The organism is Variovorax sp. 05N34 (assembly GCF_056397405.1).
Genome location: NZ_JBFTNI010000001.1, coordinates 179,719 through 195,446 on the forward strand (window position 1 = coordinate 179,719; position 15,728 = coordinate 195,446).

Genomic DNA, 15,728 nt, shown 5'->3' on the forward strand with positions numbered 1-15,728 from the left:
ATGCAAGACATCCTGATCAATTGGTCCCCGCAAGAGACGCGAGTCGCAGTGGTCGAGCACGGCGCGGTCCAGGAACTCCACCTCGAACGAACGCTGGAGCGAGGGCTCGTCGGCAATATCTATCTTGGCAAGGTGTCGCGGGTGCTCCCAGGCATGCAGTCCGCATTCATCGACATCGGGTTGGACCGCACCGCTTTCCTGCATGTTGCGGACATCCTCGCGCCGTTCACGCCCGGATCGCGTCCGAGCACGCCGTCGCCGGAGCGCGATCATCGCAACCCCGCGGCAATGGTTCCGATCGAGAAGCAGGTGTTCGAGGGGCAATCGCTGCTCGTACAGGTGATCAAGGATCCGATCGGTACAAAGGGCGCGCGGCTGTCCACCCAGATCAGCATCGCAGGCCGGCTGCTGGTTTTCTTGCCTCAGGACAATCACGTCGGTGTTTCCCAGAAGATCCCGGCCGATCTTCGGGACGCCTTGCGCAGCCGGATGCAAGTGTTGATCGAGGCGGCAGCTGCGGTCGACGGAGGCGGGGTCGTGCCGGCAAACACCGGCGGCTTCATCCTGCGCACTAACGGCGAGGATTCGAGCGACGCCGAGCTTGCGGAAGACATCGCCTACCTGCGCAAGACCTGGTCCAGGATCCGGGAACTGTCGGTGCGCATGCCACCTATGTCGCTGTTGCACCAGGACCTGAGCCTGCTGCAGCGCGTACTGCGCGACATGACCAGCGAAGACACGCAGACGATCCGCATCGATTCGCGCGAGCAGTTCGACGCGCTGCTCAAGTTCGGCCTGGAATTCATGCCGCAGGCGGCGGGCAAGCTGCAGCTCTACAAGGGCGAGCGCCCGATCTTCGATCTCTATTCGATCGACGAGGAAATCGCCAAGGCATTGGGCCGGCGCGTCGATCTCAAGTCCGGCGGGTACCTGGTGGTCGACCAGACCGAAGCGCTGACCACCGTCGACGTGAACACCGGCGGCTTTGTCGGCGCGCGCAATTTCGACGACACCATCTTCAAGACCAATCTCGAAGCTGCGCAGGCCATTGCCAGGCAGCTTCGTCTGCGCAACCTGGGTGGAATCATCATCGTCGACTTCATCGACATGGCGCGCGATGATCATCGTGAACAAGTGCTGGCTGAATTCCGCAAGCAGTTGGCTCGGGACAGGGTGAAGACCACGGCGGGCGGCTTCTCCCAGTTGGGGCTGGTCGAGATGACGCGCAAGCGTACGCGCGAGTCGCTGGCGCACATGCTGTGCGAGCCATGCATCGCCTGTGGCGGCCAAGGCATCGTGAAGACGCCGCGCAGCGTGGCTTACGACGTGTTGCGCGAGATCCTGCGCGAAGCACGCCAGTTCACGCCGCGCGAATTCCGCATCGTCTCTTCGCCGCAGGTGATCGAACTGTTCCTCGACGAGGAAAGCCAGCACCTTGCCGGGCTGAGCGATTTCATCGGCAAGCCGATCTCGCTGCAGGCCGAACCCCAGATGGGCCAAGGCCAGTACGACATCGTCTTGCTCTGACCACCGGTCACCACGGGCCCAATCCAGAAACACCGCGGAACTGGCTTCGCCAGGCCGCCGGTGTTGCCCCCGGTAGGGGGTGGGCGGCTACACGAAGTGAGCAAGCCTGGGGGCGAGCTCAAATCCTCGGATCTTGGCCGGGTTGGGCGCCTCGGACTGCGAGGTTTTGCAGGCGCGCGTAGAGGCCGTCGAGCGCCATCAGTTGCGCGTGCGTGCCTTGCTCTGCAATGCGGCCGTGGTCCATCACGACAATGCGATCGGCATGCTGGATGGTGGACAAACGGTGGGCCACGATGAGGGTGGTCCGGCCTTGCATGAGGCGCTGAAGTGCCTCCTGGACCGATCGCTCGGACTCTGTGTCCAATGCCGACGTGGCTTCGTCCAGAAGCAGTATCGGGGCATCCTTGTAGAGCGCGCGAGCGATGGCGAGTCGCTGGCGTTGGCCGCCGGACAATTGGGTGGCGTTGTGCCCGAGCACGGTGTCGATGCCATTGGGCAGGCTATCGACGTGCACCGTGAGGTTGGCCGCGGCCACACATGCGCGGATGCGCTCGGGGTCTATCTGGGCGCCGAGCGCGACGTTGGCCGCAAGGCTGTCGTTCAGCATGACCACATCCTGGCTCACCATTGCAAACTGCGCTCGCAGGCTCTTGAGCTGCCATTCGGCAAGGTCATGTCCATCGAGAAGCACACGGCCGCCGCTGGGCAGCACAAAGCGCGGCAACAGATTGACCAGTGTCGTCTTGCCCGAACCCGATGGACCGACGAAGGCCACGACCTCGCCGGGTTCAATGACGAGATCGACATCGTCGAGCGCCCTCGATTCGTCGTCCCCGCGATACGTGACGCGCGCTTGTCGCAGTTCGATCCGGCCTTTCGCGCGTTGCACTTCAAATCCGCCTTGCGGCTCGGCGCCTACGGTGTCCACCAGCTCGAGCCCACGTTCGAGCGCCGCGAGTCCGCGCGTGATGGGATTGGCCATGTCCGCAAGCCGCCTGATGGGAGCAATCAGCATCAGCATGGCGGCGATGTAGGCGACAAAGCCGCCGACGGTCAGGCCCTGTTCGTTGCTCTGCCACAGAGCGATCACCACCACGACCGACAGCGCAACGGCGGCGAGCAGTTGCGTCAGCGGCGTCATGGCGGCCGATGCAATAGTCGACTTCACGGCCAGCCGGTTGAGGCTGTGGCTCAGGCGCTCGAAGCGATTCGTCTGGCTTTCCTGGGCGTTGTGCAGGCGTACGACGCGATGCGCGAGCACGTTTTCCTCGACCACGTATGCAAGCTCGTCCGTCGCGATCTGACCAAGCCGCGTCAGGTGATAGAGGCGCTTGGAGAGCACCTTCATGATCCAGCCCACGCCGGGTACCAAGACGCCGACGATCAGCGTCAGTTTCCAGTTCAGGTAGAGCAGGTAGCACAGCAGCGCGATCAGCGTCAGGCCGTCGCGCGACAGGCCGAGCAGGGCCTGCACCAGCAGCATTCCGCCCGTCTGGACTTCATACACGACGGTGTTCGACAACGTGCTGGCGGATTGCCGCGAGAAGAGGGCGAGCTCGGCGGCGAGCAGCTTTTCGAAAAGCATGCGCCGAAGCCGTTGCATGCCTTCGTTCGCGATGCGCGCGAGGGCGTATTGGGAAATGAATTGCGCCAGTCCACGGACCGCGAAAAGAAGGATCATGCATACCGGAACGATCCAGAGCGCCAGCTGGCCGCGCGTGAATCCACGGTCGAGCAAAGGCTTGACCAACGCGGGCATCAGTGGCTCGGTGAGCGCGGCAATGAGTGCGGTAAAGAATCCGAGAGCCCACCAGCGGCGCGAGCCGCCGAACCAGGCCATCAGTCGCGCGAGTCGGCGCATCAAGGGGGGGCGCGCGACTTCGGCGGCGGGGGAGGGCTGCATGGCGGCGGATTCTACGATCGTCATTCCTGTAGGACCGCGCCGGGTCATACACGTTTTGTGACGCTACGTGCATCGCAATGTGTACCATGTGGCCTCGTCAAGTCCGAGGCGCGAACTTATTCCTCGGAAACCTCTCCGAACCGCATGAAAAAGCAGTTGCAAGACTTTCCCCCAACCCCTTCTTCATCGTTCCTCGCTCGCCGCGCCTTGATTGCGGCTCTCGCTGCCTCCCCGATGGTCCCCGCGCTCGCCCAGTTTCGGGTCGAAGTCTCGGGGGTCGGGTTGACGCAGCTTCCGATCGCGCTTGCCCCTTTCAAGGGTGAAGACGCGTCGCCGCAGAAGATTTCCACGATCGTTCAGGCCGACCTCGAGCGCAGCGGGCAATTCCGCGGCGTCGATGCGTCCGGGCAAGCGCTCGACGAAACCTCCCGTCCCGACCTCAGCCTTTGGCGCCAGCGCACCGCCGATTCACTGGTCGTCGGCAGCGTGACTCGGCTTGCCGATGGGCGCTACGACGTCCGCTTCCGCCTCTGGGATGTTGTTCGTGGACAGGACCTCGGCGGGCAGAGCTTCACCGTGCCGCAAGGCGACCTTCGGCTGGCGTCGCATCGGATCGCAGACTATGTCTACGAAAAGCTGACCGGCGAAAAAGGCATCTTCTCGACGCGCATCGCCTACGTCACCAAGGGCGGCAACCGCTACAGCCTTTGGGTCGCCGATGCGGATGGCGAAAACGCACAGGCCGCGCTGGCAAGCCCCGAACCCATCATTTCGCCGCGCTGGTCATCCAACGGAACGCAGCTCGCGTACGTGTCCTTCGAGTCGCGCAAGCCGGTGGTCTACGTACACAACGTCGCAAGTGGGCAGCGCCGGCTGGTCGCCAACTTCCGCGGCTCCAACAGCGCACCGGCTTGGGCGCCGGACGGCAACACGCTCGCGGTCACGCTGAGCCGCGACGGCGGATCACAGCTCTACACCATCTCTTCGAGCGGCGGCGAGCCGCGCCGGCTCACGCAGAGCAACAGCATCGACACCGAGCCCGTGTACTCGCCCGACGGCAGTTCGATCTATTTCGTGAGCGATCGCGGCGGTGCACCGCAGATCTACAAGATGGGTGCTGGCGGAGGCAACCCGACCCGGGTCACCTTCAACGGTACCTACAACATCTCTCCGGCGATCAGCGGCGACGGCCGGTGGTTGGCCTACATCTCGCGCGTCAATGGTGGCTTCAAACTCCATGTCATGGAGTTGGCGACCGGCAACGCGCAGGCCATCACCGACACCACCGCCGACGAGCGTCCGAGCTTTGCCCCCAACAGTAAGTTGATCGTCTACGCGACCAAGCTTCAAGGCCGCGAGGCGTTGATGACGACCACGCTGGACGGAAAGATAAAAGCACGCCTGGCGGGACAGGCGGGAGACATCCGCGAACCGGACTGGGGTCCGTTTCAAAAGCAATGATTAACTTGAGGAGTTCGAAATGTTGAAACGTACGATTTATTCGTTGGCCATCGTGGCTCTGATCGCCGGCTGCTCGTCGGGCACCAAACTCAACGACACGCCAGTGGTCGATCGTGGCGCGGGCCAGGGCTCGGGCGGCGCTGCCAGCGGTGTTGCACCGGTCACCATCGACCCGAATGCACAAACTGCGCAGGGCCCCGTCGGTGTCGCGCGAATCATCTATTTCGACTTCGACAGCTATACCGTCAAGCCTGAATTCCAGTCGCTGATCGACGGACACGCTCGCTTCCTGAAGGCGAATCCGCAGCGTCACATCTCGATCGAAGGCCACACCGACGAGCGCGGCGGCCGCGAATACAACTTGGCGCTGGGACAGAAGCGTTCGGAGGCGGTTCGCCGTTCGCTGACCTTGCTCGGCGTCAACGACAGCCAGATCGAAGCCGTGAGCTTTGGCAAGGAAAAGCCTGCGGCGCAAGGTACGGGTGAGGACGTGTGGGCGCAAAATCGCCGCGCCGAAATCACTTATCGTTGATCATGCCCCGTGTTTCCTTGCGAGGGGCGGCCCTCGCTGTTGTCTTGTTGTGCGCCTCGTTAGGCGCACAGGCCGCCCTCTTCGAGGACGACGAGGCACGCCGCGCCATTCTCGATCTGCGCCAGCGCGTCGAGACGATGCGCACCCAGAGCGCCGACGAGAACGCGCAGCTGCGGCGCAGCCTGCTCGATTTGCAAAACCAGATTGAACAGATGCGCGGCGACATCGCACGCATGACCGGGCAGAACGAACAGCTGACGCGCACTCTCACCGAGATGCAGCAGCGGCAGACTGAAGTCGACAACCAGCTGAAGAAGAACGAGCCCTCGAAGGTGTCGATCGATGGACGCGAGTTCAACGCCGACCCCAAGGAAAAGGCCGACTTCGATGCGGCATTGGGCATCTTCAGGGCGGGCCAGTTTGCTCAGGCGCAAACCGCGTTCGCGGATTTCGTCAAACGCTATCCGCAAAGCGGCTACAACGCCTCCGCCTTGTTCTGGCTCGGCAATGCGCAGTATGCAACCCGAAACTACAACGAGGCGATTGCCAATTTCAGGTCGATGCTTTCGCTCGCGCCTGACCACGCCAAGGCCCCTGAAGCCGTGTTGTCGATCGCGAACTGCCAAATCGAACTGAAAGACACGCGGGCGGCACGCAAGACGCTGGAAGACCTGACCAAGGCCTATCCGCAGTCCGAAGCCGCACAGGCCGGTCGCGAGCGCCTTTCGCGCCTGCGCTGATCTTGCTGAGCGCCATGCCTTCTCCTGTCGTCATCTCGGACGACGCCGATCTGGCCCGCCGATTCGGTGGCCTGGAGCGGCTGTACGGGGTTGCGGGTGCTACAGCGATTCGGTCGTCGCATGTGCTGGTCGTCGGCATCGGCGGCGTCGGCTCGTGGGCCGTCGAGGCGCTCGCTCGCAGTGGAGTGGGGCGGCTGACGTTGATCGATCTCGATCACATTGCCGAGTCCAACATCAACCGCCAGATTCACGCGCTGGAAGCCACGGTGGGACAGGCCAAGGTCGAGGCCATGCGCGAACGCATTGCACAGGTCAACCCGTCTTGCCAGGTCTCCGCTATCGATGAATTCGTCGAGCCCGGCAACTGGCTTTCGCTGCTTTCAATGGCGCAGGACGCAAATGGATCGCCCACCGCGGTCATCGATGCTTGCGACCAGGTGCGCGCCAAGTTGGTCATGGCCGCATGGGCGCGCGAAACGGGGGTAGATTTCATCACCGTCGGCGCGGCCGGCGGCAAGCGACTCGCGCACAAGGTCGACATCGATGACCTCGCTTTGGTGACTCACGATCCTCTGCTCGCGCAGCTGCGCCAGCGACTTCGCAAGGAGCACGGTGCTCCACGCGAAGGCCGGAAGATCGGCGTGAACTGTGTCTTCAGCCGGGAGAGCGTGGCGCCGCCTGATGCTTCGTGCGCGATGGAGGGCGATGGCACGCTCAACTGCCACGGCTATGGTTCGGTAGTGAGCGTCACTGCCACCTTCGGCCAATGTGCGGCAGGCTGGGTTTTGGACCGAATCGCCAGGAATGGCACGCTATAATTTCTGGCTTTGCTGGATTCAACGCCAGCAAAGAACGAAGAAGCGACTGGTAAATGGGTAGGGGACGTTAGCTCAGTTGGTAGAGCAGCGGACTTTTAATCCGTTGGTCACAAGTTCGAATCTTGTACGTCCTACCAACAATGACGGGGGTTAGCCGGTAAGTGCCTGCTAACCCTTTTTCATTTCTTGCAGACCGTGTCGCGATCTGTGTCGCGATCCGTCCGATGTTGCGATTGGTGCTGGAGGACTTCCTTGTTACATTCCGTAGCGACCCGTCTTAACCAATCGGAACTGTGATGAACGTCGCTTCCAACTTCGGCTTTCTCAAGCAGCACGATCCGCTACTTGCCGATCTTGGTGCGACGGCGGAGCGGATATTCGCGCACGACCCCGCCAGTGCGGTGCTCAAGCTTCGCCTGTTGGCCGAGGCTTTGACGGAGGAGATTGCAGCGCGGTTGGGTATCGCACAGCAATCCACGCAAGCCGATCGCCTTCGAGCCGTGGATGCGCGCATGGGGCTGGACCCGCAAGTTGCCCAGATGTTCCATTTGCTGCGGCGTACAGGCAATCAAGCGGCCCACGATCCTGCGCACCGCATCGGCTATCGCGAAGGCCTTGACGCCCTCAAGGTGGCCCGCGAGTTGGCTGTTTGGTTTCACCGCAGCTTCGGCGGCGATATTGACTTCAACCCCGGCAAATTCGTTCTGCCGGACGATCCCAGTCGCAAGCTCGTGGAACTTCACGAGCAGGTCGCCAAGCTCGAAGCTGATTTGGCCGCTGCGCAAGCCGCGAAGGGGGCTCGCGATGAACTGACGCAGCTCCAGGCCGCACAGGCCGAGCAGGAACGCGAGATGGCCCAGCGGGCCCAAGAAGAACGCGAGTTGTACGAAGCACTGGCCGAGGAAGCCAGCCGCAACTATGCGGAACTCAAGCGGCAGTTCGATGCGCACATGGCCGCATCCGAGCGGCAGGCCAGCGCCGATGAGGTGAATTCCTTCGCGCGGCGTTCGCAAATCGCGGCGAAGAAGGTGCACCTCGACGAAGCCGCCGCGCGCCAGATCATCGATCAGCAGTTGCGCGATGTGGGGTGGCGCGTGGACAGCGTGGACATGACGTTCGCAAAGGGCATTCGCCCGGAGCGCGGCGTCAATCAGGCGATCGCCGAGTGGCCCACGGCTGATGGGCGCGCCGACTACATGCTGTTCGCGGGCATGACCCCGGTGGCCGCTGTGGAAGCCAAGCGCCAGATCATCAACGTGGCCGGCAAGATCGGGCAGGCAGAACGCTACGCGCGCGCCCTGCGGGCCGATGATGGCCAAGTTGCCGCTTGGACCGTTGAAGGCCGGTCAGATCCTTGGCCCGACGGGCAGGGTGGCGCCTTCCGTGTGCCATTCGTTTACGCCAGCAACGGCCGCCCGTTGATCAAGCAGAGCCCCGACCTCAGCGGCACTTGGTTTCGAGACGTGCGGCATCCCTCGCACGTGGCGCGCGCACTCCAGGGCTTTCATACGCCCGACGGGTTGCTCGATCTGCTCAAGCGCGACAGGGAAGCCGCTGAGGCCCGCCTGCGCGAAGAAGGCTTGGGCTACTTGCACCTATGGCCGCATCAGGACAAGGCCATCGAGGCCGTGGAAGCGGCGCTGGCCGACGGTGCCACGCGGGCGCTGCTGGCGATGGCCACCGGGACGGGTAAGACGCGCACCGTCATCGGCCTCATGTACCGTCTGCTCAAGGCAGAGCGCTTTCGCCGCATCCTGTTTCTCGTTGACCGCACCGCGCTGGGCGATCAGGCCATCGCGGCCTTCGACGAAGCCCCGCTGGAACAGAGCCTGCCTCTATCCCGCATCTACAACGTTGCCGAACTTGGCGACATGTCGGCTGAAGCAGAAACCCGCGTGCAGGTGGCCACGGTGCAGGCGATGGCGCGGCGCATCTTCGGAAGCGATACCCCCCCGGCGGTCGATGCCTACGACTGCATCATCGTGGACGAGGCCCATCGGGGCTACGCGCTGGATCAGGAAATGACCGAGGGCGAGCAGGCTCTGCGCGATCAAGCACAGTACCTCTCGGCCTATCGGCGTGCGCTCGACTATTTCGACGCTGTGCGCATCGGCCTCACTGCCACGCCGGCGAAGCACACCACCGAAATTTTCGGACGCCCTGTCTACACTTACAGCTACCGCGAAGCTGTGGCGGACGATTGCCTGATCGACCATGAGCCGCCCATCCGCTATGAGACGCTGCTTAGCAAAAAGGGCATTCAGTTCGCGAAGGGCGAGAAGGTCGAGGCCATCAACCTCGGCACCGGCGAAATCGAAAGCGCGGAACTTGACGATGACTTGGATTTCCAGGTCGATAGCTTCAACCGGCGTGTCATCAACGAAGATTTCAATCGCGTCATCTGCGAGCAACTTGCACGCGAGATCGATCCCCTGGGCGAAGAGAAGACCCTGATTTTTTGCGCCACGGATGCCCACGCCGATATGGTCGAGCGACTGCTGCACCAAGCCTTCGGCGAACTTTACGGTGAGGGATACAACCAAGCTGCCGTCAAGAAGATCACCGGCGCATCCGACAAGGTCAAACAACTGATCAGCCGCTTCAAGAACGAGACCTTTCCAAGCATCGCGATCACCGTTGACCTGCTGACAACGGGCATCGACGTGCCGGCGATCTGTCATCTGGTCTTCCTGCGCCGCGTCCGCTCGCGCATCCTTTACGAGCAGATGATCGGGCGGGCCACGCGGCGCTGCGATGCGATCGGCAAGACGGTCTTCAAGATTTACGACCCGGTCGATCTGTATGCGTCGCTCGAAGCCGTCAACACAATGCGGCCGCTGGTCAAAGATCCAAGGGTCACGATCGAGCAACTACTCGATGAACTGAACAACCCCGACAGCCTTCAAGCGCCGGGCAGCGCGGCCGGGCGTACCCATGCGCACGAGGTACTTGACCAGCTCAATCAGAAGCTGATGCGGGTGTTGCGCAAAGCCACGCACAGCGCAGAAAAGCGCCCGCGCCTAAAGGAGCGGCTCGCGCAACTTCAGCAACAGTGGGGCGTGCCGCCCGACCAATTGCACCAGCACCTGCACAAGCTCGGGGAAGCGCAAGGCCCGAAGGCGGCTGCCGATTTCCTGCGAAGCAACACGCGCCTGCTCGTACAGCTTGCCGAAGTAGAAGAACTACTGGGCACGGCCTACATGCCCATCCTCTCCCAACACAGCGACGTGCTGAAGGCGCGTGATCAAAGCTGGGGTGCCTATACCCGGCCGGAGGATTACCTCGACGGCTTTGGCCGCTTCATCCGCGAGCAAGTAAACCAATCGGCCGCGCTGGCGGTGGTGGTTCAACGCCCGCGCGACCTTACGCGCGAACAACTCAAGGAGGTGCGGCTGCTGCTCGACGAACACGGCTACAGCGAAGCGAACCTGAAGTCCGCCTGGCGCACCAAGAGCAATCAGGACATCGCGGCCAGCATCCTGGGCTACATCCGCCAAGCCGCGTTGGGCGAGGCGCTGGTGCCCTTCGAGCAGCGCGTGACGCAGGCCATGCAGACCATCTACGCCGCGCACGCCTGGACTCCGGTGCAGAAGGGCTGGCTCGCACGGCTGGCGAAGCAGCTCACGCACGAGGTGGTGGTGGATCATGGTTTCGTCAATAGTGCCTTTGTGGGCCATGGCGGCGCGAAGCAACTCGACAAGCTGCTTGGCGGTAGGCTCGACAATGTGATGCTGGATTTGGCCGAGCGGATTTGGCCCTTGGCCGCGTAAGCGTGCCCTAGAACTCTTTTTTCTCTTCCCCCTGTTTCCATGACCCCCAACGACATCGTCCAGAAGCTCTGGAACCTCTGCGACGTGCTTCGCGACGACGGCATCAATTACAGCGATTACGTCACCGAACTGGTGCTGCTCCTCTTCATAAAAATGGAGCACGAGAACCAACAAAGCGGCATCCTGGCAAAACACCGGCTCCCCGAGTACGCGCGCTGGAACAAGCTCTCGACATTGAGCGGGCTGAACCTGCTCAATCACTATCGCGAAACCCTGCTGAAGCTCAGCCAGCATGCCGACCCGCTGATCGCCGCCATCTACGCTGACGCGCAGACGCGGATCAAGGAAGCCCGCCACCTGGAACAGCTCATCAAGAGCCTGGACGGCATCGATTGGTACAGCGCCGAGAAAGACGGGCTGGGCGACCTCTACGAAGGCCTGCTCGAAAAAAACGCAGGCGAGACCAAAAGCGGTGCGGGCCAGTACTTCACGCCGCGCCCGCTCATTGACAGCATCGTGGCGCTGGTGCAGCCCCAGGCGGGCGAAACCGTGCAGGACCCGGCGGTTGGTACAGCCGGCTTCCTTATCGCGGCCGACGCGTACATCAAGGCCCGTACCGACGATCTGTTCGACCTCAACGACCGCGACCGCAAGTTCCAGCGTCAGAAGGCCTTCCTCGGCATGGAACTGGTTAGCGACACGCGCCGCCTCGCCCTCATGAACTGCCTCCTGCATGGCATCGAGGGCGACGCCCATGGCGTAGTCCACTTGGGTAACACCCTCGGCAGCGCCGGCAGCGGCTTGTCGAAGAGCAACATCATCCTGAGCAACCCGCCTTTTGGCACCGCCAAGGGCGGCGGAGGTCCGACTCGCGACGACCTCACCTTTGCCACCAGCAACAAGCAACTGGCCTTTCTGCAGCACATCGTGCGCCATTTGAAGGACGGTGGGCGTGCTGCCGTGGTGCTGCCCGACAACGTCTTGTTTGAGGCGGGCGTGGGCGCCGACGTGCGGCGCGATCTGATGGACAAGTGCCGGTTGCACACCATCCTGCGTTTGCCCACCGGCATCTTCTACGCCCAGGGCGTCAAGACCAACGTGCTCTTCTTCGAGAAAGTGAGCCAGAGCGCGACCGGCAGCACTGAGGAGGTCTGGGTCTACGACATGCGGGCCAACGCGCCGAAGTTCGGCAAGCGCACGCCGCTGACGCGTGCGCATTTTGCGGACTTCGAGCAGGCTTTTGGCGAGGAGGCGAATGGCCGGAGCCTGCGTGTGGACCAAGGGGAGGCGGGACGATTTCGTCGTTTCAGCCGCGCTGCAATCTTGGCGCGCCAGGACAGTCTGGACATCAGTTGGTTGAAGGACGACAGCGCGGAGGACGCGGGGGACTTGCCCGAGCCGACGGTGTTGGCGCGGGAGGCGATCGAGGAAATGAGTGGGGCGTTGGCAGAATTAGAGGCGATCCTGTCTGAGTTGGGCGAAGAGGCGGTCCGATGATGGAATTGCCCCCAGGTTGGACATCCAAGGCGATCAAGCAACTGATCAACCTCAACCCGAAAACGGAAGTGCCCTCAGAGACGAGCGCGGGCTTCTCGCCAATGCAGGCGCTTGGCACGCGCTATCTCGAACCGCTTTCCTTCGAGGTTCGACCGTGGGGTGAAATTAAGAAGGCATATACACACTTCACTAACGGCGACGTCCTGCTGGCGAAGATCACGCCGTGCTTTGAGAATGGAAAGGCTGGCATCGCCCGCAATTTGCCAAACGGCATTGGTGCGGGCAGCAGCGAATTCTTCGTGTGTCGTCCCAAAGAACAGGTGCTCGACGCGCGCTATCTACTGGCCTGGGTGAGCACGGACGGTTTTCGCATCCGTGGCGCAATCAACATGACCGGCTCTGTGGGCCACAAGCGAGTGCCAAAAGACTTCGTTTTGAGTGATGTTCTTCCGCTGGCCCCACTCGAGGAGCAACAACGCATCGCGGACAAGCTCGAAACTTTGCTCGGTCGCGTGGATGCCTGTCGCGACCGTCTGGCCGCCGTGGGCCCACTGCTTAGACGCTTCCGCCAATCCGTCCTCGCGGCGGCCACGTCGGGACGGTTGACGGAGGATTGGCGAGGGCAAAACGCTATCGCCCCCGGGTCTGCGGAGCGCGAAGTTCAAATTCACGAACTGACGCGAACTGGATCACTACGTGTTCGCGGAAACGCAGCTCGCGTTGACGGAGCGATGCTCTACGACTTGCCCGAGTCGTGGGCTTGGCTCGCAAATCATCGATTGGCTTGCGACGAAGGAAACGCCATTTGCGCGGGGCCGTTTGGGACGATCTTCAAAGCCAAAGATTTTCGCCAGGACGGCATCCCGATAATATTTTTGCGGCACGTGGGTGAGGGGGCTTACTTGAAGCGCAAGCCCGGATTTATGGATACAGAGGTCTGGCGGCGGCATCACCAGCCGTACTCTATATACGGCGGGGAGTTGCTCGTGACTAAGCTAGGCGACCCGCCCGGAACAGCCTGCATCTTCCCTGAGGGCGGCGGACCTGCGATGGTTACTCCCGATGTGATGAAGATGAAGGTCGACGAAGCAGTCGCCGACGCTCGATACTTGATGCATTTTTTCAACGGGCCACTTTCCAAGAAGATCGTTGAAGCCATTTGCTTTGGCGTCACCAGACTTCGCATCGATCTCTCGATGTTCAAGACTTTTCCTATTCCGCTGCCGCCGCGTGCTGAACAGACCGAAATCGTCCGGCGCGTCGAAACCCTCTTTGCCTTCGCCGACCGCCTCGAAGTCCGCCTGTCCCAAGCGCAGACCGCCGTCGATCGACTAACGCCCGCCCTCCTGGCCAAGGCCTTCCGCGGCGAGTTAGTACCGCAAGACCCCACCGACGAGGCGGCTGGCGCGCTCCTGCAGCGCCTTGCTGCACAGCCTGCCGAAGCGCCGGTCCGGCGCGGGCGGCCTCGGCGCGACGTCCTGGCGTGAACACGGGCGCTGGCTGCCGGAGTGCGACGTGAGCGATGAAACAACGCCGCCGGATGAGAAGGGCGAGCCAAGGCGCCTCCGCCTCGCCGACCTGATCGGCAAGCGCGTTGAGCTGCAGGCTGCAGAAGGCACGCTTTACGCTCGCCACCTGAGCACGCGCGATCTCGGCGATCTGGGGCCGCTGATCGATGATCCTGCGGTCTCGGACGACGTGCTCGGCCGCGAAGTCGTCAGGCGTCTCGTTTCTCGCAGCAAGGATGCATTCGATGAGCCGCTCGAGGAAGCCGAGGTTGGCATCATTGCGCCACTTGACGAACTCACGGCCGCCGTGGCGAAGGCAATCGGCATGGTTCTGCAGCCCGATGGCGACGAGGTCGCGCAGCTTGATGCGAACGTGCGGCAACAAGCGCGCGACTCCGCCGAGACGGCACGGCGAGTTCGTGAGTCCTTCGGTTCGATCGGATCGACCCTGCAATCGCAGATGGCGAAAAGCCTCGACGCGATGCAGGCGGCCGCAAGGAATTTGACGTCCATCGCGGGGCCTAGCGCGGCGCTGGCGCGCCCCGACCCGAAAATGTTCGAGGTGCGATCGCGGGTCCTTGCCGACATCGGGCCCTCGCCCTTGATCCGATCGAGTGAACTCACGGTCGAAAAGCTCGACGGGATCGCAACGCAACTCGCGGCGCTCGCGAGCAGCGAGGCCGAACTGTTGCGTACGGTCACGCTCGACGTCGTGCCCAAGTGGGAGGAGGCCAGCAAGGCCTCCGATAAGGCCGCCAAGCGCGCGTTGATGTTGGCACGATGGTCAATCGGCATCGCGCTGGTCGCGCTGCTCGCATCGGCCCTGGTGCCGTATCACATCCTGAAGCTGCAGGACGATGCCGCCGCAGCGGATCGGAAGGTCGATATGGCCGATCGCGCGCGCCAGGAAAGCCTAATGCGCGAGCAACTCGACGCGATGCGTTCCATGCGTACCCAACTCGAACAGCAAGCCCGTGCGGGTCGTCGGTAGAAGGCCTCGCTTCCTTGACTCGGTGCCGAGTTGCGTTGCCTCGCCGCGACAAAAAATATTTCGGTCCCGCTAAGTCCTTGAGGCAAAGGGCCTTTTTTTTGAACGTGCCTCATCTTTGATGCACGTTGTCGTGCGGTGAGTCGTGAGGGTGTGAAACAGCCGCGTACGGCGAGGTACGCTCGCGGTGCTCCGCAAACAACGAAGCCCTCGGGTCAGGTGGTGGAACACCTGATGAGGGCCTCGCGCGGCAAGCTCCTGATGTGGAGTGCCTCAACAAATTTGATGCATGTTGTGGGCGCATTCTATCCAGGCGCGGGCCAGCGGGGCAAGACCAACCTGCCAACCTGAAAGTGCACCAATGCCCAACGCTGCCCATCGCGCCGAGAAGTCTCGCGCCGCTACCCCCGTTGCCCCGCGACCCCGGCCCATCATGGAGACGATCGCCTCCACAGGTGCCCGCCTGTCCGTCGGCCGCACCACGGTCAATCGCTTGATCAAGGACGGGAAGTTGCGCACGGTCACGCTGAGCAAGCGTGCCGTGCGCGTTATCTCCGCCGACGTCGACGCCTTGCTCGGCTGATCCGGCCGCCCCTCGCAACCTGTTCACGACCGCCAGCCTCTGCCTGGGGTTGGTGACCGCCTGCGCGCGCCTGATCAATTTGCTGGCAATTGCCGGCAACTGGACACGCGGGCCTGTCGTGACGGAACGATTGCGCGGTCGAATCGAAGGAGCACTTGATGCCAAACCCGAACCCCGTATTGAACGCCGAGCCCCCCGTCGCTGAAACCAACGACCTCCGGCTCATCAGCAAGCCTGCGCTCTGCGCGCTCTTTGGTGGCGTGTCGCCGCGCTACATCGACGCGCTCGTGAAGGCCCGTCGCCTTGGCGCGCCGATCAAGCTCAGCCCCAAGGTGTCGCGCTTTCGACTGGCTGACGTAAGTCGCTTCCTGGCCGAGCAGGAGAGCGCCGCCTCCTGAAAC

12 protein-coding genes and 1 tRNA gene are annotated in these 15,728 nt (G+C 62.7%); 12 read left to right on the forward strand and 1 reads right to left on the reverse strand.

All coding sequences use genetic code 11. The annotated features are described in order from the left end of the window. Positions 1 to 1,527 carry a ribonuclease G gene (rng, locus tag AC1DMA_RS00950; protein ID WP_478123333.1) on the forward strand — a complete coding sequence of 509 codons (1,527 nt, stop codon included), beginning with the start codon at positions 1 to 3 and terminating at the stop codon, positions 1,525 to 1,527. Between the two features lie 118 nt (positions 1,528 to 1,645). Here the strand turns inward: rng and msbA are convergent, their stop codons facing one another. Then, positions 1,646 to 3,388, reverse strand: a complete 1,743-nt coding sequence (msbA, locus tag AC1DMA_RS00955; RefSeq protein WP_478123963.1) for a lipid A export permease/ATP-binding protein MsbA — start codon at positions 3,386 to 3,388, stop codon at positions 1,646 to 1,648. 276 nt (positions 3,389 to 3,664) lie between these two features. On the opposite strand from msbA, the gene tolB reads away from it, so the two are divergent. The 11 genes from tolB to AC1DMA_RS01010 all read left to right on the forward strand — a co-directional run bounded on the left by tolB (position 3,665) and on the right by AC1DMA_RS01010 (position 15,725). Then, positions 3,665 to 4,891 carry a Tol-Pal system beta propeller repeat protein TolB gene (gene tolB, locus AC1DMA_RS00960; RefSeq protein WP_478123962.1) on the forward strand — a complete coding sequence of 409 codons (1,227 nt, stop codon included), beginning with the start codon at positions 3,665 to 3,667 and terminating at the stop codon, positions 4,889 to 4,891. Between the two features lie 19 nt (positions 4,892 to 4,910). Next, on the forward strand, positions 4,911 to 5,423 hold the full coding sequence (gene pal / locus AC1DMA_RS00965; protein ID WP_478123332.1) for a peptidoglycan-associated lipoprotein Pal: 513 nt from the start codon (positions 4,911 to 4,913) through the stop codon (positions 5,421 to 5,423). 2 nt (positions 5,424 to 5,425) lie between these two features. Next, a complete protein-coding gene (ybgF, locus tag AC1DMA_RS00970; protein ID WP_478123331.1) occupies positions 5,426 to 6,163 on the forward strand; it encodes a tol-pal system protein YbgF in 738 nt (245 codons plus the stop codon). Positions 6,164 to 6,177: 14 nt separating this feature from the next. Further along, the gene (locus tag AC1DMA_RS00975; protein WP_478123330.1) at positions 6,178 to 6,981 is read left to right on the forward strand and encodes a tRNA threonylcarbamoyladenosine dehydratase; all 804 of its coding nucleotides are present in this window, start codon (positions 6,178 to 6,180) and stop codon (positions 6,979 to 6,981) included. A 61-nt stretch (positions 6,982 to 7,042) separates the two neighbouring features. After that, positions 7,043 to 7,118 (forward strand) — tRNA-Lys (locus AC1DMA_RS00980). A 159-nt stretch (positions 7,119 to 7,277) separates the two neighbouring features. Further along, a complete protein-coding gene (hsdR, locus tag AC1DMA_RS00985) occupies positions 7,278 to 10,751 on the forward strand; it encodes a type I restriction-modification system endonuclease (protein WP_478142956.1) in 3,474 nt (1,157 codons plus the stop codon). A 39-nt stretch (positions 10,752 to 10,790) separates the two neighbouring features. Beyond that, positions 10,791 to 12,248 (forward strand): class I SAM-dependent DNA methyltransferase, encoded by a 1,458-nt coding sequence (locus AC1DMA_RS00990; protein ID WP_478142957.1) that lies wholly within the window; start codon positions 10,791 to 10,793, stop codon positions 12,246 to 12,248. After that, on the forward strand, positions 12,245 to 13,735 hold the full coding sequence (locus AC1DMA_RS00995) for a restriction endonuclease subunit S (protein WP_478142958.1): 1,491 nt from the start codon (positions 12,245 to 12,247) through the stop codon (positions 13,733 to 13,735). The genes AC1DMA_RS00990 and AC1DMA_RS00995 overlap by 4 nt, the downstream gene beginning before the upstream one ends. Before the next feature lie 28 nt (positions 13,736 to 13,763). Beyond that, positions 13,764 to 14,747, forward strand: coding sequence for a hypothetical protein (locus AC1DMA_RS01000; RefSeq protein ID WP_478142959.1), 984 nt, complete (start codon positions 13,764 to 13,766; stop codon positions 14,745 to 14,747). Between the two features lie 358 nt (positions 14,748 to 15,105). Next, a complete protein-coding gene (locus tag AC1DMA_RS01005) occupies positions 15,106 to 15,327 on the forward strand; it encodes a helix-turn-helix transcriptional regulator (protein WP_478142960.1) in 222 nt (73 codons plus the stop codon). A 158-nt stretch (positions 15,328 to 15,485) separates the two neighbouring features. Next, positions 15,486 to 15,725, forward strand: a complete 240-nt coding sequence (locus AC1DMA_RS01010) for a helix-turn-helix transcriptional regulator (RefSeq protein ID WP_478142961.1) — start codon at positions 15,486 to 15,488, stop codon at positions 15,723 to 15,725. The last annotated feature ends 3 nt before the right edge of the window (positions 15,726 to 15,728 follow it).

Coding starts and splice junctions, on each gene's coding strand:
- rng (WP_478123333.1), top strand. CDS start 1: ATGCAAGACATCCTGATCAATTGGTCCCCGCAAGAGACGCGAGTCGCA.
- AC1DMA_RS01010 (WP_478142961.1), top strand. CDS start 15,486: ATGCCAAACCCGAACCCCGTATTGAACGCCGAGCCCCCCGTCGCTGAA.
- AC1DMA_RS00990 (WP_478142957.1), top strand. CDS start 10,791: ATGACCCCCAACGACATCGTCCAGAAGCTCTGGAACCTCTGCGACGTG.
- pal (WP_478123332.1), top strand. CDS start 4,911: ATGTTGAAACGTACGATTTATTCGTTGGCCATCGTGGCTCTGATCGCC.
- tolB (WP_478123962.1), top strand. CDS start 3,665: ATGGTCCCCGCGCTCGCCCAGTTTCGGGTCGAAGTCTCGGGGGTCGGG.
- AC1DMA_RS00995 (WP_478142958.1), top strand. CDS start 12,245: ATGATGGAATTGCCCCCAGGTTGGACATCCAAGGCGATCAAGCAACTG.
- msbA (WP_478123963.1), bottom strand. CDS start 3,388: ATGCGCCGACTCGCGCGACTGATGGCCTGGTTCGGCGGCTCGCGCCGC.
- AC1DMA_RS01005 (WP_478142960.1), top strand. CDS start 15,106: ATGCCCAACGCTGCCCATCGCGCCGAGAAGTCTCGCGCCGCTACCCCC.
- hsdR (WP_478142956.1), top strand. CDS start 7,278: ATGAACGTCGCTTCCAACTTCGGCTTTCTCAAGCAGCACGATCCGCTA.
- AC1DMA_RS00975 (WP_478123330.1), top strand. CDS start 6,178: ATGCCTTCTCCTGTCGTCATCTCGGACGACGCCGATCTGGCCCGCCGA.
- ybgF (WP_478123331.1), top strand. CDS start 5,426: ATGCCCCGTGTTTCCTTGCGAGGGGCGGCCCTCGCTGTTGTCTTGTTG.